Annotated in this window: 25 protein-coding genes; 12 read left to right on the plus strand and 13 right to left on the minus strand. The window is 62.0% G+C overall.

Annotated elements, in window-relative coordinates:
- Positions 1 to 9 precede the first annotated feature (9 nt).
- Positions 10 to 435 (plus strand): alternative ribosome rescue aminoacyl-tRNA hydrolase ArfB, encoded by a 426-nt coding sequence (arfB, locus tag HZY77_RS04800; RefSeq protein WP_296819305.1) that lies wholly within the window; start codon positions 10 to 12, stop codon positions 433 to 435.
- Positions 436 to 466: 31 nt separating this feature from the next.
- Here the strand turns inward: arfB and HZY77_RS04805 are convergent, their stop codons facing one another.
- The 9 genes from HZY77_RS04805 to HZY77_RS04840 form a co-directional block, all read right to left on the minus strand.
- Positions 467 to 778, minus strand: a complete 312-nt coding sequence (locus tag HZY77_RS04805; RefSeq protein ID WP_296820830.1) for a DUF1840 domain-containing protein — start codon at positions 776 to 778, stop codon at positions 467 to 469.
- A 42-nt stretch (positions 779 to 820) separates the two neighbouring features.
- Complete coding sequence (locus HZY77_RS04810) at positions 821 to 1,480, minus strand: hypothetical protein (RefSeq protein WP_296819307.1); 660 nt, start codon at positions 1,478 to 1,480, stop codon at positions 821 to 823.
- 22 nt (positions 1,481 to 1,502) lie between these two features.
- Positions 1,503 to 1,781: a YqjK family protein gene (locus HZY77_RS17745; RefSeq protein WP_363154349.1), complete on the minus strand. Its 279-nt coding sequence runs from the start codon at positions 1,779 to 1,781 to the stop codon at positions 1,503 to 1,505.
- The gene (locus HZY77_RS04815) at positions 1,778 to 2,170 is read right to left on the minus strand and encodes a phage holin family protein (protein WP_296819309.1); all 393 of its coding nucleotides are present in this window, start codon (positions 2,168 to 2,170) and stop codon (positions 1,778 to 1,780) included. Before HZY77_RS04815 ends, HZY77_RS17745 begins: the two co-directional genes overlap by 4 nt.
- A 9-nt stretch (positions 2,171 to 2,179) precedes the next feature.
- The gene (locus HZY77_RS04820) at positions 2,180 to 2,515 is read right to left on the minus strand and encodes a DUF883 family protein (RefSeq protein ID WP_296819312.1); all 336 of its coding nucleotides are present in this window, start codon (positions 2,513 to 2,515) and stop codon (positions 2,180 to 2,182) included.
- A gap of 224 nt (positions 2,516 to 2,739) precedes the next feature.
- On the minus strand, positions 2,740 to 3,945 hold the full coding sequence (locus HZY77_RS04825) for a tryptophan--tRNA ligase (protein WP_296819314.1): 1,206 nt from the start codon (positions 3,943 to 3,945) through the stop codon (positions 2,740 to 2,742).
- Positions 3,946 to 3,985: 40 nt separating this feature from the next.
- Positions 3,986 to 4,690, minus strand: coding sequence for a site-2 protease family protein (locus HZY77_RS04830; protein WP_296819316.1), 705 nt, complete (start codon positions 4,688 to 4,690; stop codon positions 3,986 to 3,988).
- A gap of 6 nt (positions 4,691 to 4,696) precedes the next feature.
- A complete protein-coding gene (locus HZY77_RS04835) occupies positions 4,697 to 5,320 on the minus strand; it encodes an L-threonylcarbamoyladenylate synthase (protein ID WP_296819318.1) in 624 nt (207 codons plus the stop codon).
- Between the two features lie 6 nt (positions 5,321 to 5,326).
- Entirely contained in the window at positions 5,327 to 6,190 is an 864-nt protein-coding gene (locus HZY77_RS04840; protein WP_296819321.1) for a 3',5'-nucleoside bisphosphate phosphatase, read from the minus strand.
- A gap of 107 nt (positions 6,191 to 6,297) precedes the next feature.
- Here HZY77_RS04840 and HZY77_RS04845 point away from each other — a divergent pair, with 107 nt between their 5' ends.
- From HZY77_RS04845 to hfq, 5 genes are all read left to right on the plus strand, one after another.
- Positions 6,298 to 6,930, plus strand: coding sequence for a septation protein A (locus HZY77_RS04845; protein ID WP_296819324.1), 633 nt, complete (start codon positions 6,298 to 6,300; stop codon positions 6,928 to 6,930).
- Positions 6,930 to 7,232, plus strand: a complete 303-nt coding sequence (locus HZY77_RS04850; RefSeq protein ID WP_296819326.1) for a YciI family protein — start codon at positions 6,930 to 6,932, stop codon at positions 7,230 to 7,232. Before HZY77_RS04845 ends, HZY77_RS04850 begins: the two co-directional genes overlap by 1 nt.
- On the plus strand, positions 7,229 to 7,492 hold the full coding sequence (locus tag HZY77_RS04855; protein WP_018509405.1) for a BolA family protein: 264 nt from the start codon (positions 7,229 to 7,231) through the stop codon (positions 7,490 to 7,492). Before HZY77_RS04850 ends, HZY77_RS04855 begins: the two co-directional genes overlap by 4 nt.
- Positions 7,493 to 7,503: 11 nt before the next feature.
- Complete coding sequence (locus tag HZY77_RS04860; protein ID WP_296819329.1) at positions 7,504 to 8,322, plus strand: peptidylprolyl isomerase; 819 nt, start codon at positions 7,504 to 7,506, stop codon at positions 8,320 to 8,322.
- A gap of 57 nt (positions 8,323 to 8,379) precedes the next feature.
- Complete coding sequence (gene hfq / locus HZY77_RS04865; RefSeq protein WP_018077292.1) at positions 8,380 to 8,625, plus strand: RNA chaperone Hfq; 246 nt, start codon at positions 8,380 to 8,382, stop codon at positions 8,623 to 8,625.
- Positions 8,626 to 8,631: 6 nt separating this feature from the next.
- Here the strand turns inward: hfq and HZY77_RS04870 are convergent, their stop codons facing one another.
- From HZY77_RS04870 to HZY77_RS04880, 3 genes are read right to left on the minus strand one after another with little or no spacing between them, the layout of a single operon-like run.
- Positions 8,632 to 10,236 (minus strand): glycosyltransferase family 39 protein, encoded by a 1,605-nt coding sequence (locus tag HZY77_RS04870; RefSeq protein WP_296819331.1) that lies wholly within the window; start codon positions 10,234 to 10,236, stop codon positions 8,632 to 8,634.
- Positions 10,214 to 10,930, minus strand: a complete 717-nt coding sequence (locus HZY77_RS04875; RefSeq protein WP_296819333.1) for a VTT domain-containing protein — start codon at positions 10,928 to 10,930, stop codon at positions 10,214 to 10,216. Before HZY77_RS04875 ends, HZY77_RS04870 begins: the two co-directional genes overlap by 23 nt.
- Complete coding sequence (locus HZY77_RS04880) at positions 10,931 to 11,680, minus strand: glycosyltransferase family 2 protein (protein WP_296819336.1); 750 nt, start codon at positions 11,678 to 11,680, stop codon at positions 10,931 to 10,933.
- Between the two features lie 309 nt (positions 11,681 to 11,989).
- Between HZY77_RS04880 and HZY77_RS04885 the strand changes: the two genes are divergently transcribed.
- The 6 genes from HZY77_RS04885 to HZY77_RS04910 all read left to right on the plus strand — a co-directional run bounded on the left by HZY77_RS04885 (position 11,990) and on the right by HZY77_RS04910 (position 16,120).
- On the plus strand, positions 11,990 to 12,409 hold the full coding sequence (locus HZY77_RS04885; RefSeq protein ID WP_296819339.1) for a YciI family protein: 420 nt from the start codon (positions 11,990 to 11,992) through the stop codon (positions 12,407 to 12,409).
- Between the two features lie 123 nt (positions 12,410 to 12,532).
- Positions 12,533 to 13,000 (plus strand): VOC family protein, encoded by a 468-nt coding sequence (locus HZY77_RS04890; RefSeq protein ID WP_296819341.1) that lies wholly within the window; start codon positions 12,533 to 12,535, stop codon positions 12,998 to 13,000.
- Between the two features lie 114 nt (positions 13,001 to 13,114).
- Positions 13,115 to 13,471, plus strand: coding sequence for a YciI family protein (locus HZY77_RS04895; protein WP_296819343.1), 357 nt, complete (start codon positions 13,115 to 13,117; stop codon positions 13,469 to 13,471).
- A 98-nt stretch (positions 13,472 to 13,569) separates the two neighbouring features.
- Positions 13,570 to 13,962: a VOC family protein gene (locus tag HZY77_RS04900; protein WP_296819345.1), complete on the plus strand. Its 393-nt coding sequence runs from the start codon at positions 13,570 to 13,572 to the stop codon at positions 13,960 to 13,962.
- A 13-nt stretch (positions 13,963 to 13,975) separates the two neighbouring features.
- Positions 13,976 to 14,335 carry a DUF1428 domain-containing protein gene (locus HZY77_RS04905; RefSeq protein ID WP_296819348.1) on the plus strand — a complete coding sequence of 120 codons (360 nt, stop codon included), beginning with the start codon at positions 13,976 to 13,978 and terminating at the stop codon, positions 14,333 to 14,335.
- Positions 14,336 to 14,806: 471 nt separating this feature from the next.
- A complete protein-coding gene (locus HZY77_RS04910) occupies positions 14,807 to 16,120 on the plus strand; it encodes an RNA polymerase sigma factor (RefSeq protein ID WP_296819351.1) in 1,314 nt (437 codons plus the stop codon).
- 1,493 nt (positions 16,121 to 17,613) lie between these two features.
- Here HZY77_RS04910 and HZY77_RS04915 read toward each other — a convergent pair.
- Positions 17,614 to 17,976 (minus strand): DUF6232 family protein, encoded by a 363-nt coding sequence (locus HZY77_RS04915; protein WP_296819353.1) that lies wholly within the window; start codon positions 17,974 to 17,976, stop codon positions 17,614 to 17,616.
- Positions 17,977 to 18,789 lie beyond the last annotated feature (813 nt).

Genomic DNA, 18,789 nt, shown 5'->3' on the forward strand with positions numbered 1-18,789 from the left:
ACCGCGGCCATGATCCGGGTCAACGCCCAGATCGAGCTCGACGAGCGCGAAATCCAGGAGGATTTCGTCCGCGCTTCGGGGCCCGGCGGGCAGAACGTTAACAAGGTGTCGACCGCCGTGCAACTGCGCTTCGACGTCGCCCGCTCGCCTTCGCTGCCGGACCCGGTGCGTGTCCGCCTGATGACCCTCGCGGGCCGCCGCCTTACCCAGGACGGCGTACTGATCATCGAAGCCGAGCGCTATCGGAGCCAGCGTCGCAACCGCGACGACGCGCTGGAACGGCTGCTCGCACTGATTCGCGAAGCCTGCGAAGTGGAAACGCCGCGCCGTCCGACCCGTCCCACACTGGCGTCNAANAAACGGCGCCTGGACCGCAAGCAGCGGCGGGGCGAGACCAAGAAACTGCGTGGCTTGAAATCTGGAACCGAGCATTGATCGGATCAAGCTTACGGATAGCGCGTCCGCTTCATTTCCACATCACGTCGACCTNTTGCCGCGCGGCAGCCGTAAGCAACTCGATCAGGGGCAAGGCCCGGTGCGCCAGGCTGACAGGCGGTTCGTCGGAATCGTCACCCCTGCTCTCCGATGCATCGTGCGGCGCGGCCGCCTTGGCCGTTTCGACCGCGCGTTTCAAACGATCCAGCGCCGCAGGCACATCCTCGGCCAGAATCGCGCCGGGAACCGTTTCGCTGTGCCCCATCATCCTCAACATGCCTAATGCGACATCACCGAACATGGTAATGTCCGCATAGGCTTTGCACGTAAACGTCACCAGCACGCCAATACCTTCCATCTACTCTTTATCGATCGTTCGTTCGGATCACCGGTGATCCGGACCGCGCCCTTCGTTTCTCTTCCNCTGCCCTTGTTGCCCGGATGGGCCGCGCTGCATCTGATAATGCTGCTGTGTCACGGGCTCGCGCGGCTGGTAACGGTAGCGTTCGGAACGAATCGTATGCTGACGTTCCTGCTCGCGCGGGTAGCGATCTCCCGAATAATTCCGCTGATAGGACGGCAACGGTGCGGGGCGGGNGGCGGAACGGCGGTCCCATTGGTCCCACCCGCCTCGACGCTGTTCCCACTCGCGGCCCCAGTGCTCGCCCCAGCGCGGCGGCGCGTCGGCGCGCCAGCCATGGAAATAGGGCGGCGGACGACGGTAGTAGCGCACCGGGATACGCAGGATATACAGCGGCACGTCATAGTAATCCACCAAATCCCACGGCCCGTTATACCAGCTGCTCACATACCAGTTGTCCCCAATAAATACCCAGTACAGTCCGTCATAAAAGAAGAAATTCAAATCCACGCGCGGATCGTAGTAGACCGGATAGCCTGGCACCCGAACCAGCCGCGGATAGGCCGGCATGTTGATCCCAATGCTGACGCCGGGCACGCTGATGCCGACGCCGACGCTAACGTCCGCACGCACCGTCGTTAATGGGACAAACAGCATCGACAACACAATAAGCAGGTAGCGCATTTCCATTCTCCTGTTGAATTGTTCAGTCCCTGAATATCCGACGCCCGATCTGCCATCCTGCCCACAGGTATCGGGGCCATTTGCCCGCGCGTCCCCGCCGTAGGCGTGCGAACACAAGTGCAGCCCCTAGCAACAGGACCGGATGCCGTCTGACGGTGCGAAGCGCCGCCAGGCCCTGATCCGCCAATGCCAGCGGTGCATGCCAGGGCGCAACGGTTCGCGCCAATGCGCGCCGTTGCGCGGCAGCCTGCGCCACCAGGCTCTCACGGTGTTCGGCCAGACGGTTCGACATATTGCTCATGATCGTTGCACCAAGTGCTCTCGGTCCTTCGATAACTCGGCCAGGCTTGCGGCGAACAGCTTCGGTTTAGTTCTGAGTCGGTGCCGGGCGAAACCAATCGCCGTCACACCGCCCACCAGGAAAAATACCGTCAGTCCCACCAGTGCCAGAAGGCGATGGCTCTCCCAGAAGGCGACCACGATCAGGAAAACGAGCAGCACCACACCGATACCGATACAGAACAGCGCCACAAATAGCATCACCAGCACCGAGGCCAGCCGCGCTCGCTCTTCTTCCAGTTCCGTCGACAGCAGGTCGAGCCGGGTGTGTACGATAGCGATGAGACTTGCGGCGAGCCNCCTCAGGGAATCGAACAACCCCTCGCTTCCACCTGGTTTGGGGTCACTCATGAGATGTCGCTAGCGGCGCCCCATGATGAAACCGACAAGCAGCGCGATACTGGCGGAAATGCCGATTGCTTTCCACGGATTCTCGTGAACGTAGGCATCCGTCGCCTTGGCAGCCGCCTTGGCCCGCACCAGCAGCGCAGCTTCGGCATCAGCCATCTGTGCTTTCGCCTTGGCAAGCGACGCTTCGGCCTTGGCGCGCACCGAAGCCAGTGCCTCGCCGCCCTGGTTGGCCGTCGCCTTGATCAAAGCCTCGGCATCCGATACGACCGTCTTGAAATCAGCAATAAGCTGCTCTTTCGTTACGTCGGGAACATCCGATTCGCCAGATACGTTTTGCGTGCTCATTGCCTATTCCTCCATTAAATGCCGATGCTCAAAGGCCAACCTGCTTCTGGCCTGTCTCACGATCAATACTCTTGCACTCTCATTTATGTTTATAGGCCAATTTCCCTGCGCAGTCTGCGCGCGGGCGCACGGTGCATCACATTACAGGCGATCGAGCCTTGGCCAGGCAATGCAGCCGGAATGGACGGCGAGCTCAAACCGGAGAGGATCCCTGCTGCCAGCGCTCAATAACCGAAGGTCAGTCCCATCGATTCCCGCACGTCGCGCATGGTGTCGCGCGCCAACTCCTGCGCCTTCTCGCAGCCGTCGGCGAGGATGTTGCGCACCTGGTCGGGATTGTCTTCGTAATACACCGCACGCTCACGGATCGGCGCGAGCTCGGCCAGCACGGCGTCGATGACCGGCTGCTTGCATTCGAGGCAGCCGATTCCGGCGCTGGTGCAGCCCGCCGTGGCCCATTGCCGGGTCGCGTCGTCGGAATACACCAGATGGAACTGCCACACCGGACAGTTGGCCGGATTGCCAGGGTCGGTGCGGCGGACACGCGCAGGGTCGGTCGGCATCGTGCGGATCTTCTTGGTGACCGTCTCGGGATCCTCGCGCAAGGCAATCGTATTGCCGTAGGACTTGGACATCTTCTGCCCGTCCAGCCCCGGCATTTTCGAGGCCTCGGTCAGCAGGGCCTCGGGCTCGACGAGGATCATCTTGCCGGAGCCTTCGAGATAGCCGAACAGGCGTTCGCGATCGTTCATCGACAGGTTCTGCGCGTCATTCAACAGTGCCTTGGCTGACTCCAGCGCCTCGTTGTCGCCCTTCTCCTGGTAGGCGGTGCGGCATTCCTCGTAGAGCCGGGCCTTCTTCGAGCCGAGCTTCTTGACCGCGGCGCGCGCCTTGTCCTCGAACCCCGGCTCGCGTCCATACATGTGGTTGAACCGGCGAGCCAGTTCGCGGGTGAACTCGATATGCGGGATCTGATCTTCACCGACCGGCACACGGTTGGCGCGATAGATCAGGATGTCGGCGCTCATCAGCAACGGATAACCGAGAAAACCGTAGGTCGAGAGATCCTTGTTGGCCAGCTTTTCCTGCTGGTCCTTGTAGGTGGGCACGCGTTCCAGCCAGCCGAGCGGCGTCATCATCGACAGCAGCAGATGCAGTTCGGCGTGCTCGATTACGCGCGACTGAACGAACAGCGTCGCCTGTGCCGGATCGACGCCTGCCGCGAGCCAGTCCACTACCATGTCGCGCACGTTCTCGTCGATCCCCTGCGGCGTGTCGTAGTGCGTGGTCAGCGCGTGCCAGTCGGCGACGAAGAACAGGCACTGGTATTCGTTCTGCAGGCGCAGCCAGTTTTTCAGGACGCCGTGATAGTGGCCAAGATGCAAGCGCCCGGTGGGGCGCATGCCGGAGAGAACGCGATCGGAGTACATGGTTGGTGAGTGGTAAGTGGTGAGTGGTGAGTGGTGGCGGTCAGGACAGCACGAGCTGGATCAGGCCGACCAGCTGGGCGGGCTCGAGCCCGGTGACCAGCGCGGTCAGGCCGATGAACGCGCTGATGAGCGGCCACAGGATGAAACCGAGTATGCCAGTGAACATCAGGCCGAGCAGGATGAACAGGCCATATGGCTCCAGCCGCGCGAACTGCATCGCCTGCTTCACCGGCAGCAGGCTGACGGCGATGCGGCCGCCGTCAAGCGGCGGCAGCGGGATCAGGTTGAGCGCCATCAGGATGACATTGATGAATACGCCCGCCGCGCCCATCAGCATCAGCGGGGCACTGGCGAAGCTGCTTCCCAGCGCATGGCCAAGCTGGATCATCAGCGCCCAGAACACGGCCATGGCGAAGTTCATGCCGGGCCCGGCAGCCGCCACCCACAGCATGTCCTGCTTGGGACGGCGCAGGCGGGCGAAATTGACCGGCACCGGCTTGGCCCAGCCGAACAGGATCATCCCGCCGCCCAGCAGCTTGCTGGTCAGCAGAATCACCAGGGGCACCAGGATGGTTCCCACCGGATCGATGTGCTTGAGCGGATTGGCGGTGATGCGGCCCGCCGCCGCCGCGGTCATGTCGCCGAAGAAACGCGCCACATAGCCGTGCGCGGCTTCATGCAAGGTGATCGCAAAGATGACCGGCAGGGCGAACACCACGATTTTCTGGATCAGCGTGAGTTCCATGCGCGATCAGCCTTCGAAATCCGCCGTGTCGCCCTTGCCGAAACGCAGCACGGACGGCGTGTCGGTCGTGAGATCGACGACGGTGGTCGGCGTCAGGCCGCAGGCGCCGCCGTCGATGACCAGGTCGACGAGGTGTTCCAGGCGTTCGCGGATTTCCCACGGCTCGGTCAACGGCACGTCCTCTCCATACAGCAGCAGCGTGGACGACAGGATGGGCTCGCCGAGTTCGGCCAGCAGCGCCTGCACGATGGGATGCGCGGGAACCCGCAGTCCGATGGTGTCGTGCTTCTTGTGCAGCAGACGCTTCGGCACTTCACGGGTACCGCGCAGGATGAAGGTATAGGCGCCCGGGGTATGTGCCTTCAGGAAACGGAACTGGGTGTTGCCGACCTGGGCGTAGCGTCCGAGTTCGGACAGGTCACGGCAGATCAGCGTGAGGTCGTGTCCGGTATCGAGTCCGCGCACCGACAGCAGCCGCATCGCCGCCTCCTTGTCGCCGATATGGCAGCCCAATGCGTAGCAGGAATCGGTGGGATAGACGATCACGCNCCCGCGCTTGAGGATGTCGACCGCCTGCTGGATCAGGCGGGGTTGCGGGTTTTCTGCGTGGATATTGAAGAATTGCGCCATAAATCGTCAGGTCGGGGAAAGGGAAAAATGCGGTTCAAGCTCCGGCCAGCCCTGCCAGACCGGCTGGCAGTAGTGCGGCAGCGCGGGCAGCCGGCCGATATCGATGCCCTCGCCCGGCGCATGAAAATCCGCCCCGCGCGAAGCCTTGAGGCCGAATGCACGGGCCAGGTCGGCAAACTTGCCGTATTCGGATGGATGGTGGCTGCCGGTGATGACCTCGATGCCTTCGCCGCCCAGCGCGCGGAAGGCGTCCAGCAGCAGGTGCAGTTCGCGCGCATTGAAAGCGTAGCGCCCCGGGTGCGCGATCACGGCCATGCCGCCGCTGGCGCGAATCCAGCCGACGGCGTTTTCCAGCGTGGTCCACTGGTGCTCGACGTAGCCGGGATTGCCGCGCGTCAGGAAGCGCCGGAACGCGCCGCGCATGTCGGGCGCATGGCCCTGCGCCACCAGCCAGCGGGCGAAATGCGTGCGGCCGACCATTTGCTTGTTGGCGGCAAAGTCATAGGCGCCTTCATACGCACCGACGATGCCAGATCGCGCCAGGTCGTCCCCCATGCGTTGCGCACGCTCGATGCGGCCCATGCGGATGTTGTGCAGGCCAGCCGCCAGTTCCGGATGAACAGGATCGATGCGCAGGCCGACGATGTGGACCGTCTGTCCGCTCCAGGTCACCGAGATCTCGACGCCCGGGATCAGCGCCAGCTCCGTGCCCTCGGCCGCCGCCTGCGCAGCAGCAAGCCCTGCCACGTCGTCGTGGTCGGTCAGCGCGAGCGCATGCACGCCGTTCGCGGCTGCGCGCGCAACGACTTCGGCGGGCGGCAATACGCCGTCTGACACGTTGGAATGGCAATGCAGATCGATATTGAGCATCGATGATCGGGTCTGGCGACCAGCGCCAAAAGCGCTTGGTCAGGAGGGGGAATCATAGCAAAATAAGAAATCGCCCGAATTACGGCTGACTGCGCGGCCCCACCATAATGAAAAAACTGCTGTTCGACCTCTTCCCCATCATCGTCTTTTTCATCGCCTACAAGCTGGGCGACGCCAACGCCGACGCCACGCGTACCTTGCTGGCCGGTCTTGGCTTGCCCCAACCGACAGGCGTGGGCNNGAAGCCCGGCATCTACCTCGCTACGCTGGTCGCCATCGTCGCCAGCGTCGGGCAGATCGCCTGGGTCAAGCTGCGCGGCCACAAGGCCGACACCATGATGTGGGTCAGCCTTGGCATCATCGTGCTGTTCGGCGGCGCCACACTGTGGCTGCACGACGAAAGCTTCATCAAATGGAAGCCGACCGTGCTGTACTGGATTTTCGCCGGCATCATTTTCGGGGCCGCCGCCTTCGGCCGCAACGTCATCAAAAGCGTCATGAACGAACAGATGGAACTTCCTGACGTCGCATGGGGTCGGTTGAACGCGAGCTGGGGTGGATTNTTTGCCTTCATNGGGGTTGCAAATCTGTTTGTCGCCTTCAACTTCTCGACGGATACCTGGGTGGATTTCAAGCTGTTCGGCAGTCTGGGGTTGATGCTGGTGTTCGTAATCGGCCAAAGCATGATGCTGACCCGGTATTTGGATAAAGAATCGTTCGACAAGGAAGAAAAGCAATAATGTTCTATGCCATCGTCGGCCAGGATACGGCCGACAGCCTCGATCGGCGACTGGCCGCCCGCCCCGCCCATGTGGAACGTCTGCATGCCTTGCAGCAGGCCGGACGGCTGTTGCTGGCCGGCCCGTTCCCGGCCATCGACAGCAATGACCCGGGCGCTGCAGGGTTCACCGGCAGCCTGATCGTCGCCGAATTCGACACGCTCGCCGACGCACAGGCATGGGCCGAGGCCGATCCCTATGTCACGGCGGGCGTCTATGCCGGCGTCAGCGTCAAACCCTTCAGGAAAACCCTGCCCGCATGAGCACGCCCGACCTGATCCGCCAGCGCCTTGCCGCGCTGGAGCCCGAAACCTACACGCTGGAAGACGAAAGCGCCCAGCACCGAGGCCACGCCGGGGCAGCCTCGGGTGGCGGGCACTTCCGTCTCACCCTGGTGTCACATAAATTTCGTAATCTTTCCACCCTCGCCCGCCACCGACTGGTATACGAAGCCATGGGCGAGCTCATGCAACGCGAGATTCATGCGTTGTCGATCACTGCTTTAACCCCGGAAGAACTCTGAAAGGAATCCGAATGCGTCTTGCCCTTCTCCCCGCCCTGATCATGCTGGCGTTTACCCCGCTGGCACANGGCGCAAACACCCGCGCCTGCGACCCCACTCCGGCCGCGGCCGCCGACAAGCCGCTGGCTGTGGTCAACGGCAAGGCAATTCCCGCCCTGTACGGCGACCTGGTCAAGCGCGAAATGGCCCAGGGCCAGCCCGACTCCCCGCAACTGGATGCCCGCGTACGCGAGTCCCTGATCAATCTTGAACTGCTGTCGCGCGCCGCGCTCGACAAGGGACTCGACAAGGAACCGCATCTGGCCGCGGCACTGGATATCCGCCGCAAGGATCAGCTTGCCAAGGCCTACCTGGAGGATTACGTCAAGGCCCACCCGGTCACCGACGCCGAAATCCAGGCGATGTACGACAAAGCCAAAACGGAGCCGATGGAGCCGGAATACCAGGCCCACCACATTCTGGTGAAAACCGAGGCCGAAGCGAAGAAACTGATCGCCGAGTTGGGCAGCAAGAAGGCCAAATTCGAAGATCTGGCGAAGAAATATTCCAAGGATCCCGGCTCCGCCAAGAACGGCGGCGCACTGGACTGGTCCGACCGGCGTGCCTTCGTGCCCGAATTCTCCGACGCGCTGGCTGGCCTGAANAAAGGCGAAATCACCAAAACCCCGGTGAAGACGCAATTCGGCTACCACATCATCCGTCTCGACGATACGCGTACGCCCAAGCTGCCGCCGCTGGATGCCGTGCGGAGTGAAATCGTCAAGCAGCTGCAGCAACAGCGCATCCGCGACGCCATCACGGCAGCGCGCACCGATGCAAAAATCGAGTAATCCGCTAATAATATTAAACGGGGCTTCGCCTCGTCTTCACCTGATAGGGAGCCGATCATGGCCAGCAAAGAATACAACCACCTGCAAGACGTTTTCCTCAACACCCTGCGCAAGGAACGCATCCCGGTCTCGGTGTTTCTCGTGAACGGGATCAAGCTCATGGGGCGAATCGAATCGTTCGACCAGTTTGTGGTGCTGCTGAAAGGTCAGGATCAGGCCGCCCAGATGATCTTCAAGCACGCCATCTCGACCATTTCGCCCTCGCGCGAAGTGGTCCTGCCGCAACGCGACGCCGAGGCCTGAGTCGCCTTATTCAGTCGGGGCGGCCAGCAGTGCGGCCGCCGTTTGTGCGTTCACCAGGACCGCGCCACCGCCGCGGTAGGGCTGCTTGTAGCGCGCTGAAACCCCAGCCAGCTGGCGGCTATTGCCCAGATACACCACGGCATAGCCTTGCGGATGAGTTGCCAGCCATTGCGTCGCGCGGGCCCCGGTCACTTCGGCCAAGGGCGTTTCCAACCTGCCGAGAAACTGGTATTGCGCATGGTAGGTCGCGATATTCGCAACCGGGCGACCTTCATCTTGTACCGCTTTGATTGCCTGTGCCATCGACTTGACGTCGTACATGGGCTCGATCGAATGCATCGCAGCGATTTGCACCAGCGCCATCAGGGCCGCGCCGAGCAGGGCCAGATTCGGTATCGGCGCCACACCGCGCCGGCCCGCCACCCACGCGGCAATAGCCAGCACAATCAGGACCCAACCCGGCCAGGCCGGCGGCAATGCCGTCACCTGACGATGCAAGGCTGCAATATGTCCTGTGGCAGCCAGGACCAGCACACNCCCAAGCACCGCCGCCAGCAAGGCCGGCAGCCCGACGCGCGCGTCCGCACGTCCCGCCATCAGCCGCGCCGTCAGCAAGGCGAAAGCGGGAAACAGGGGAACCAGATAATGCGGCTGCTTGCCGCTGATGAAGCAAANAGCCACGAACACCGGCAGCATCCACGCCAGGCAGAAGCGAGAACCGCGATCCAGGCCCTCACGACGGTGCTGGATCAGCGCCTTCCACCAGACCGGCCAAACGAACCAGGGGAACAGCAACAAGGGCAGCAGGGGTACATACCACCAGAACGGCCGCCGGTGCGCGAAGGACTCGACCATGCGGTTGGCTGTCTGGCCCCAGAAAATCGCATTGCGATACGCCTCGCCCCCTGAAAACCCGGCCGGCAGCGCCCACGCCAGCGCGATGGCCGCGCCCAGCAGTACTGCCAGCAGCGTGCCGCCGAGCCAGCGTTTCCATTTCAGACCCGGATTCCACCATGGCGCCAGCGCGACGACGGGCAGCAGATGCAGCAGGATGACCGGTCCCTTGGTCAGTACGCCCAGGCCGATCGCCACCCCCAGCATGACGAAGCCGCGGCGCTTTCCCTCGGTGGCCGCCAACACGCCGTGGAGGCCGATCAGGACCCAGAAGGTCAGCATCACGTCGAACATGACCGATGTGGAAANAACGATCCACAACAAGGCGCTCACCAACACCAACGCGGCCCGTCCGCCGAGACTTGCATGCCGGGGCCACAGTCGGGNGGCGAGCCGATAGGTCAGCAACAGTCCACCGGCAGAAAACAAGGGAAGCACCAGGCGTGGCCACCAATCATTGACGCCGAACAGTGCCCAGCCGGCCTGGAACATCCAGAACATGAACGGTGGTTTGTCGCTATAGGGCGCGCCATTCTTGAACGGCACCAGAAAGTCGCCACGCAGCCACATCTCCCATGCTGCGCTGACATAGCGCGTCTCGTCGATCGGAGTCAGGGGACGCGTCAGGATCGCCACCGCAGCCAGGGCAGCCAGCAGCAGCAGGCTGAACAGCAACAGGTTGCGTCCAGAGAGATCAGATGTGCGTTGTGGATTCATGGGCATCGATATTCTCGTCCAGTGCCGCATCGATCTGCGCGTCGAGGCTCTGGCCGTGGCGGAAATGTCTATACAGGTAGGCGCCCAGCGCGCCCGAGATCAGGAACAGACCGATGGCGAGCGCGAGTTTCAGAGCCGGTGCGATCTGCACGCCGCTGCCCACCAGGGCGAACACCAGCGTCTGCGGCAGATAGCCGAGCAATGTGCCGACCAGGAAATGCACCGGCCGGATGCTGGAGATGCCCGCAGCCAGATTGGTGAGCAGGTTGTTGCCCACCGGCAACAGGCGGACCAGCACCGTCATGGCAAACGGATGGTCGTGTATGAATCGGTCGAAACGATGGGCACGCTCTCCCAGCCGCGCCCGCAATAGGCCTTTGCCGAACAGGCGGGCATAGCCGAAACTCAGTATGCAGCCCAGCAACGCGGCCAGCGCGCCAAGCAGAGTGCCCAGCCCGACGCTGAAGGCATAGCCGCCGAGAAAGGCAATGATCTGGCGTGGCAGGCCGATGGCGGTAAAAATCCCGCCCATCAGCAGGAACAGCAGCGCACCGTTGACGCCGTGCCCGCGCACCCGCGCATCGATCCAGGCCTCGTTGACGCTGCTGCCCAGGTCACTGGTTTTGAACAGGTAGCCCAGCAGCGCCAGACTCAATATCAGCGCCAGGCCCTTGACGATGACGCGCGCCCTCATTTACAGGTCGGAATTGGACTCGATGACAGGCAGACGCACCCTACGCTGCAGCCAGGCCACGCCGAACAGGTCGACGATGCCCACCCACAGTCGGTTGTGCACGCCATACTTGGAGGTGCCGCGCTCGCGCGCACGATGGTGGACCGGAACCGATACCACTGCGCCGCCGTTGCGCATCACCAATGCCGGCAGGAAGCGGTGCATATGGTCGAAATTGGGTAGCTGCAGGAAGGTCTCGCGGGCAAATACCTTGAGGCCGCAGCCGGTATCCGGGGTATTGTCCTTCAGCATGCGCGAGCGTACGCCATTGGCGATTTTCGACGACAGCCTGCGCAGGAAGGTGTCGTTGCGGCGAGCTCGCCAACCAGCCAGAAGTTCCAGATTAGGCGGTTGTGCCGGATCGGCCAGCCGGGCCAGCAAGGCGGGAATGTCGGCAGGGTCGTTCTGCCCGTCCCCGTCGAGCGTTGCGATCCACTCATGGCGCGCCGCAGTCACGCCTGTCGTCACGGCCCGGCTCTGTCCGCACGAACTGCGATGCCGGATCACCCGCAGCATGGGAAATTCGGTTTTCAGCGCATCCAGCCGTGCCTGCGTGGCATCGGTACTGCCATCGTTGACATAGATGATTTCAAACGTCGTGTTTCCGGACAGCGCCGCCGCGATTTCGCGCACCAGCGGTTCGACGTTGTCCTGTTCATTCTTGACGGGAACGACTACGGAAAGCCTGCCATGGTAGGCGTATTTGGGCATTGCTGTATTTATATGGGTCGCTTAGTGTTGGCGGCACAAGGAGATATCTCCAGGCTGGGCCGCATCGACAGGCTTCCGAAGCTTGAAATTTCAGAAGCTTGGCATTCTAATTTATTTTCAACGCCGCGTATGCTCCGGACACACCGGCATGCCCGCTCCGTGCGCCGACCCCTGATCCCTTCTGCCAGGATCCGAAAAACAGCCTGACAGGTGTCGATTTTCCCCGGCCTGCTTCGTCGTAGTGATGAAGGACTTGCGCTGACCTCAGACAATGGTCCGATTCCCACCCGAAACAACCAGGAGAAACCCATGCGATTCATGATTATCGTCAAAGCCACCACCGAGTCCGAAGCCGCAACGCGCCCGGCTCCCGATGAAGCCCTGCTGGCCGACATGGCCGATTACCACGAGAAACTGGCCAAGGCCGGCGTGCTGCTCGATGCATCCGGGCTTAAGCCAAGCGCGCAAGGCTGGCGCATCCGCTATGACGGCGAGACGCGCAGCGTACTCGATGGCCCATTTACCGAGACCAAGGAACTGATCGCGGGCTATACGCTGATCCAAGTGAAGACGCGCGAAGAAGGCCTGGAATGGGCGCGCCGCTTCCCTAATCCGGTCGGTGCGGGCAAGCCGGCAGAAATCGAAGTGCGACAATTGTACGAACTGGACGACTTTGCGCCGTCGGCCGCGATCGAGCGTTTCCGCGACATGGACACGGCCAAGCAATAACGACGCCTCTGGACACAGCCCCGATCGGCAATCTGTCGATTTGGCAGCACGCCGTACGTCGTACGAAGTGAAGCACCGGACCGGAATGCGTTTCCGCCCTATTCAATCCGACAGGAGAAAAACATGAGCCCAATCCAAGCAAACCCCATCCCGAATGGCATGCATACGATCACNCCTCACCTGGTATGCCACGGTGCCGCCGATGCCATCATGTTTTACGGCAAGGCCTTCGGCGCCGTCGAACTGGCACGGCTGCCCGGCCCGGAAGGCAAACTCATGCATGCGATGATTCGCATCGGCGACTCCAACCTCATGCTGGTCGACGAATTCCCCGACTGCGGCTCGCTGGGGCCGCAACCCGGCCAAGGCTCGCCCGTGACGATCCATCTCTATGTCACGGATGTCGACGCAACGTTCGACCAAGCCGTCGCCGCCGGCGCCAAAGTCACGATGCCGGTCGACGATATGTTCTGGGGCGACCGCTACGGCAGGATCGAAGACCCCTTCGGACACCAGTGGTCGATCGCCACCCATACCCGCGACCTCAGTCCGCAGGAAATCCAGGCCGCGGTTGCAGCACTCGGTAGCTGATCAACGCACCCGCATTCGTCGACATGTGGTGGAAAACCCTTCCCATATCGTGGTCCGACCCGGCCGCCCCCGGCAAAAGGAAGTTCCCGTGTCGATCCCCACCCAGGAGAAACCATGGCATATCTGCTTTTGATCGTCGAACCGCGCGGACAACGCGATACGCGCACCCAGGAAGAAGCTCGGCAGCTTTATGACGACATGGTGCGCTACGGCCAGGGACTCGCGGCGCGCGGGTTGCTGCGCGCCAGCGAATCGCTGCGCCCCGACCAACATGGCGTGCGGATCCAGCAACGCGAGGGCAAGGCCATTTTGCGCGACGGGCCTTTTGCCGAGGCCAAGGAGATGGTCGGCGGCTTTTTCCTTATCGACTGCGCCACGCGCGAGGAGGCCATCGCCATCGCCAGCGCGTGTCCCGCTGCGCAATGGGCCACCGTCGAGGTACGCGAGGTCGCGCCCTGCTATGTCGGCTAGGCCATCGGAAAAGCGCAAACGTCGCCCATGCCCCCATCTGGCCGTGGATTGCACCTGTCCTGCGCCCAGCTGAACTTCCCTGTTTAGAGGAGGATTCCATGTCCACCCAGATATTCGTCAATCTGCCCGTTGCCGACCTCAGACGCTCGATTGCATTCTTCACCCAGCTCGGCTTCAGCTTCAACGAGCAATTCACCGACGACACGGCAACTTGCATGGTCATCGGCGACAACATCTTCGTCATGCTGCTGGTACGCGATCGCTTCCAGAGTTTCACGCCCAAGCCGGTATGCGATGCCATGAAACATACGGAAGTGCTGGTCTGCCTGTCGCGCGACAGTCGGACAGCGGTAGACGCCATGGTACGCGCTGCCGTTGCTGCTGGCGGTTCGACCTACAACGAACCCCAGGACCATGGCTTCATGTACGGCCATGGCTTCCAGGACCCGGATGGGCACATCTGGGAACTGGTCCACGTACAGCCCGCATAACAAGGAGATGTCCATGCCCTACGTAGACGGTTTCGTCCTCCCCGTTGCCACCGCCAATCTGGCGGCCTATCGTCGCATGGCCCGCAAGGCAGGCAAGATATGGCGCGAGCACGGCGCGCTCGAATATGTCGAATGCCTTGCCGACGACGTCCAGCCTGGCAAGCACACGTCGTTCCCGCAGAGCGTGAAGCTCAAGGACGGCGAAACCGTGATATTTGCCTGGATCGTGTACAAATCCCGCAAGGACCGCGACCGCATCAACAAAAAAGTCATGGCCGACCCGCGCCTGGGTAGCATGATGGATCCAGCGGCCCTGCCCTTCGACGGCGAGCGCATGTTCTGGGGCGGATTCAAGACCCTGATCAGTCTCTGAGACCACCATGAAACCCGGGGAAATCCATGCATACTCTGACGACCTGCTCGTGTTTCAAGGACCAGGCCGCAGAAGCCGCCCGGTTCCTCGCGTCGGCTTTCAGTGAATTGAAGATCACGGGACTCGCGCGCTGTGGCGCCAACGAATTCCCGCGGGCAGCGTCCGTACCATGAGTTTCGAGCTGTTCGACCAGACCTGGCTGGCGATCAACGGCGGACCGCACTTCAGCTTCAACGACGGCGTCTCACATCGTCAACTGCGATGCGCAGGACGAAATCGACCTGCTCACGGGCGACGGCGGCGCGCCTGTGCAATGCGGCCGGCTCAAGGACAGATTCGGCCTGCCCTGGCAGATCGTGCCACGCATAGTAGGCGACATGATGAGCGACCCCGATGCCGACCGCACCAATCGGGTCATGCAGGCGTTGCTGCAAATGACCAAGCTTGATATTGCCACGCTGAAACAGGCCTATGGGCACGCCTAGTCCGGGCAGCGAAGCCGCCCGCACCATCGAGGCGATCTGGCACATCGAAGCGGCCAGAGTCATCGCCAGCGTTGCACGCATGCTGCGCGACGTCGGCCTGGCCGAGGAGTTTGCGCAGGATGCGCTGGTCGCCGCGCTGGAACACTGGCCGGCGACAGGCGTGCCGGACAATCCCGGCGCCTGGTTGATGACCACCGCCAAGCGCCGTGCGCTCGATCACCTGCGTCACGAGAAGCTGGCCGCGCCGAAACACGAGGAGCTCAGCCGCGAGCTCGACGCACAGCACGCAATGGCTACCGCCGACTTCAATGACCGAGTCGACGACGCGCTCAGCGACGACGTGGGCGACGACCTGCTGCGCCTGATCTTCACTGCCTGCCACCCCGTGCTTTCGCCCGAAGCGCGCAGCGCGCTGACGCTGCGCATCATGGGCGGTCTCTCCACCGACGAGATCGCACGCGCCTACCTCAAGCCAGAAGCCACCATTGCACAACGCATCGTGCGCGCAAAACGCACGCTCGCGGCCGCGCACGTGCCGTTCGAAGTGCCGCGCGGCGTGGAGCTGGCGGACCGTCTCGCGTCGGTGATCGAGGTTCTGTATCTCATCTTCAACGAAGGCTATTCGGCCACTGCAGGCGACGATTGGGTACGTCCGGCGCTGTGCGAGGAGGCGCTGCGCCTGGGCCGCGTGCTCGCCGGACTCATGTCGTCCGAACCGGAAGTTCACGGCCTGGTCGCCCTGATGGAAATTCAGGCTTCGCGGCTTGCCGCGCGCATCGACGCGAAAGGCGAACCCATTCTGCTGCTCGACCAGGATCGTGCGCGCTGGGACCCTCTGCTTATCCGCCGCGGCCTGGCCGCGCTTGAGCGCGCCGAATCCCAGCCTGGCCCGCTAGGCCCCTACACCCTGCAAGCGGCCATTGCGGCTTGCCACGCGCGTGCCGCCACCGCCGACGTCACCGACTGGGCACGTATTGCCGCCCTCTATGACGCGCTTGCCCAGGTTGCCCCCTCACCGGTCGTCACGCTCAATCGCGCCGTGGCGGTGGCCATGGCCTTTGGTCCCATAGCTGGGCTGGAAATCGTGGACACCTTGCTTGGCGAACCCAGCCTGGAAAATTATCATCTGCTGCCGAGCGTACGCGGCGATCTGCTGGCCCGCCTGGACCGCATCGCCGAAGCCCGTGCCGAGTTCGAACGCGCCGCCACCCTCACCCGCAACGCGCGCGAACGTGCGCTGCTGCTTGCCCGGGCTGCCGCATGCGCCCGCGGCCATCGGCCGGGAGCTGTCGACTCCTAGGGCCCGCGGGCTGGGCTGCTGATAAGGGAAATGAAGGGAATTATGGCGGGGAGGGGGACTGGATGGCCTCCCTGCTACATCAAACAACGGCGCGGGTTTCCGTGGAGCCGCTTACGCAATGTTCCCAGAGGTGTTCCCGCTGAGAGCGCCAGAAGATTGTGTGCGAGGTGCCCTGCCAACGCAAGTCCCTCAGGTAGACCTGTGGTCCTCCTTTGCCCTCGGCCAGAAAACCGCCTCGTGGGNAGGTGAAAGCTCAAGCTCTACCATCGGTGTCTTTCCCTGTTGAATGTCGCCCCCACGGAATTCGCAACCCACTACTGTCCAACCCTCTGCCAAGCAACGCATGACCGCGCCGCCAAGCATATCGCCAACGCCCCCATATTCATCCAGAANGCTTTTTCTTCCAGCTAAAACATCGGTGAGCACGTAAGCGGGTATGGTGAGTTTCATGCTGCCTCCGGCGGATGAACCGAGCTTGAGCGGGCCATCAGGGTGCCGATAGCGGTGCCTTGGCTCCACTTCTTTCCGGGTTAACGGGAAGGTGAATTTCCAGCGATTAAAGTCAAGCTGTCTGATGAACTCCCACTCCTCGTCAGTGAGTGGGTACCTGCAATCTGCCACCGGATAACTGGTGCTACGCGCAACGCGAGAAACTCCGGGCCCCAGAACCGTCGCTTGCTCAACATTCACAACAAGCACACCAGAAACTCCTCCCTCCTTATGGACAGCCGCCCCAAGGGCATGTTCAAGACGAATGCCGCCGCTGCTAGCGAAGCTGGAGAGAGCCCCACTCACGTCACTGCCAATGCAGACGAGATGCGGTCCGTTCACACTATGCTGTCGGACCTTTGCGCGCAATGCACGGTGGGCAGCATGTTCACTCACCACTTTGGGTGCTTCCAGACACGGCCCTCCCACGGTCAGGAACCCAGGGTTGCCAAGCGGGCGCGGCGACGACATTAAAGTAACGGGATAATCGCTCAGCCTTGCTTGGTGCTGCTCTTGGGGGCGGCCTGCAACAGCCGAGAGAAACTGCGCGACGTCAGCGCTCGCAAGGAACCGCTTTCTGTCGTGCTCTTGTGGCAAGTCGAGCTTTGGCCCAGCGGGGTGGCCGTAAGCTCCGTGAAACTCGCAGCGGAGCAGGAACTGGTTAGGGACGAGCGACGAAAGGGCTTCATGTACCCACCGCGCCACGAGAGATTTGCGCCGCTCTTCATCCTCAAAACGGGGGTTCAGATAGGTCACTTCGATAGACACCCACCGGCCCGTCGGCAGTTCCAGCCGGATATCTGGCCCACCCCGNNGAGGCTCAAGCTCCACACGCCCGAGCTGTGCCACGGCCTCAGAAACAACTAGTTCCCATACTGCCGCCGCCCGTGTTTCCGCCCTCCTTAGATTACCCCTCGTTTGCTTAAGCGCGCGGCCAGCGATGGACTCACATCGCCGCAACAACTCGGCAGCCTGCTCTTCTTTCAACATATGGGAAAAGGTGGTTACCCCCGCGCCACTATCGAATCATTCAGAGCCTTCACCACATTGGAAATGTAGGCGCGGTCCTTACTCGTCAGCGCCGTCATTTCACCACCTGCCGTGGCTAAGACAACGTGGTACTGCGTCTTTTGACCTATCCACCAAACGGCAGCAAGGACAAGCAACCCGATCCCGACCGCGTAGGCATCCGCTATAAGCGCAACAACGCCGAAAATCCCGCACCAGATCGGATACACCCTAGTAGGGCGCTGCTCGCTATTTTTCACTGACGTGATGCCGGCCATAGCAAAGGTTTGTGAGGGCACTATGAACCGCGCACTCGTGACCTTCACATCATCCAGACTCAAGAATGTTTGCTCTTCCATTTTCCCCTCCCTTGCTTAGTCCCAGCCGCTCAACACCGGCTCTTGTGGGCTGACATCATAACTAAAACTCTCCACGGGCGTAGCCTTTACCCTGCTCAGAGACACCGAAGCCGCTCAGAAAATTAAAGCGAAATTTCTGTGAGGTCTATCTTCATCTCCCGCTGTTGCGGTTTCCCCGTGGGGGCGCAGCGCCGCACCCCATCCGCTATGATTGGCTCATTACTTGACAATGCGGAGAGAGACCATATGGCAGCAAACGTGGGGAGCGGCGGATACTGGACGAAGGCCGACAAAGAGGAGCGAGAGTGGTACCTCTCTAGAATAGAGCCCGAGGACTCACGGCTATTGCAGAACGAAACAACGGCAGCACAAGCAATGACAAGCATGCTCTTTGGGGTCAATGCTGGTGGGGCGGTGGCTATGCTCGCCTATGTCTCATCCGACCATGCCCAAGTGCCCCACCCCTATACCGTGCTCATCGCTTTTGTAGTCGGCCTTGTCGTGGCCTTGGTGCTTGCCATCCTCGGCTACTACTCAACGCAAACAATGCTCGCTAGATGGACAGGGGTACTGCTAAGTTCTACGCGGGCGACATCAATTGGCGTGCTCTCTGGGATACAAAGCGCCATCGCACTGGTGGCTGCATCCCGGTATCTTGCATGCGCTTGGCTGGCTTGCGCTGTTTTCCTTCCTATTCGGGGCGGGCTTCAGTATCTATCAAGTGTGGCAGCTTCCGGGTTCATGATTAGCCGCCATACGCGGTAATAGCCCCCTCCCCTTCACCCTCATGGGCTTCCCCAGTGCGCCCCTAGC

Origin of the sequence: Thiobacillus sp. (assembly GCF_013693775.1) — a bacterium.
Taxonomy (GTDB): domain Bacteria; phylum Pseudomonadota; class Gammaproteobacteria; order Burkholderiales; family Thiobacillaceae; genus Thiobacillus.

What these genes read in the sequence shown, in the direction of transcription:
- HZY77_RS17745 (WP_363154349.1), bottom strand. Translation starts at nt 1,781, where the DNA reads ATGAGCAATATGTCGAACCGTCTGGCCGAACACCGTGAGAGCCTGGTG.
- HZY77_RS04820 (WP_296819312.1), bottom strand. Translation starts at nt 2,515, where the DNA reads ATGAGCACGCAAAACGTATCTGGCGAATCGGATGTTCCCGACGTAACG.
- HZY77_RS04825 (WP_296819314.1), bottom strand. Translation starts at nt 3,945, where the DNA reads ATGTACTCCGATCGCGTTCTCTCCGGCATGCGCCCCACCGGGCGCTTG.
- HZY77_RS04830 (WP_296819316.1), bottom strand. Translation starts at nt 4,690, where the DNA reads ATGGAACTCACGCTGATCCAGAAAATCGTGGTGTTCGCCCTGCCGGTC.
- HZY77_RS04840 (WP_296819321.1), bottom strand. Translation starts at nt 6,190, where the DNA reads ATGCTCAATATCGATCTGCATTGCCATTCCAACGTGTCAGACGGCGTA.
- HZY77_RS04850 (WP_296819326.1), top strand. Translation starts at nt 6,930, where the DNA reads ATGTTCTATGCCATCGTCGGCCAGGATACGGCCGACAGCCTCGATCGG.
- HZY77_RS04855 (WP_018509405.1), top strand. Translation starts at nt 7,229, where the DNA reads ATGAGCACGCCCGACCTGATCCGCCAGCGCCTTGCCGCGCTGGAGCCC.
- hfq (WP_018077292.1), top strand. Translation starts at nt 8,380, where the DNA reads ATGGCCAGCAAAGAATACAACCACCTGCAAGACGTTTTCCTCAACACC.
- HZY77_RS04875 (WP_296819333.1), bottom strand. Translation starts at nt 10,930, where the DNA reads ATGAGGGCGCGCGTCATCGTCAAGGGCCTGGCGCTGATATTGAGTCTG.
- HZY77_RS04880 (WP_296819336.1), bottom strand. Translation starts at nt 11,680, where the DNA reads ATGCCCAAATACGCCTACCATGGCAGGCTTTCCGTAGTCGTTCCCGTC.
- HZY77_RS04885 (WP_296819339.1), top strand. Translation starts at nt 11,990, where the DNA reads ATGCGATTCATGATTATCGTCAAAGCCACCACCGAGTCCGAAGCCGCA.
- HZY77_RS04895 (WP_296819343.1), top strand. Translation starts at nt 13,115, where the DNA reads ATGGCATATCTGCTTTTGATCGTCGAACCGCGCGGACAACGCGATACG.
- HZY77_RS04900 (WP_296819345.1), top strand. Translation starts at nt 13,570, where the DNA reads ATGTCCACCCAGATATTCGTCAATCTGCCCGTTGCCGACCTCAGACGC.
- HZY77_RS04905 (WP_296819348.1), top strand. Translation starts at nt 13,976, where the DNA reads ATGCCCTACGTAGACGGTTTCGTCCTCCCCGTTGCCACCGCCAATCTG.
- HZY77_RS04910 (WP_296819351.1), top strand. Translation starts at nt 14,807, where the DNA reads ATGGGCACGCCTAGTCCGGGCAGCGAAGCCGCCCGCACCATCGAGGCG.
- HZY77_RS04915 (WP_296819353.1), bottom strand. Translation starts at nt 17,976, where the DNA reads ATGGAAGAGCAAACATTCTTGAGTCTGGATGATGTGAAGGTCACGAGT.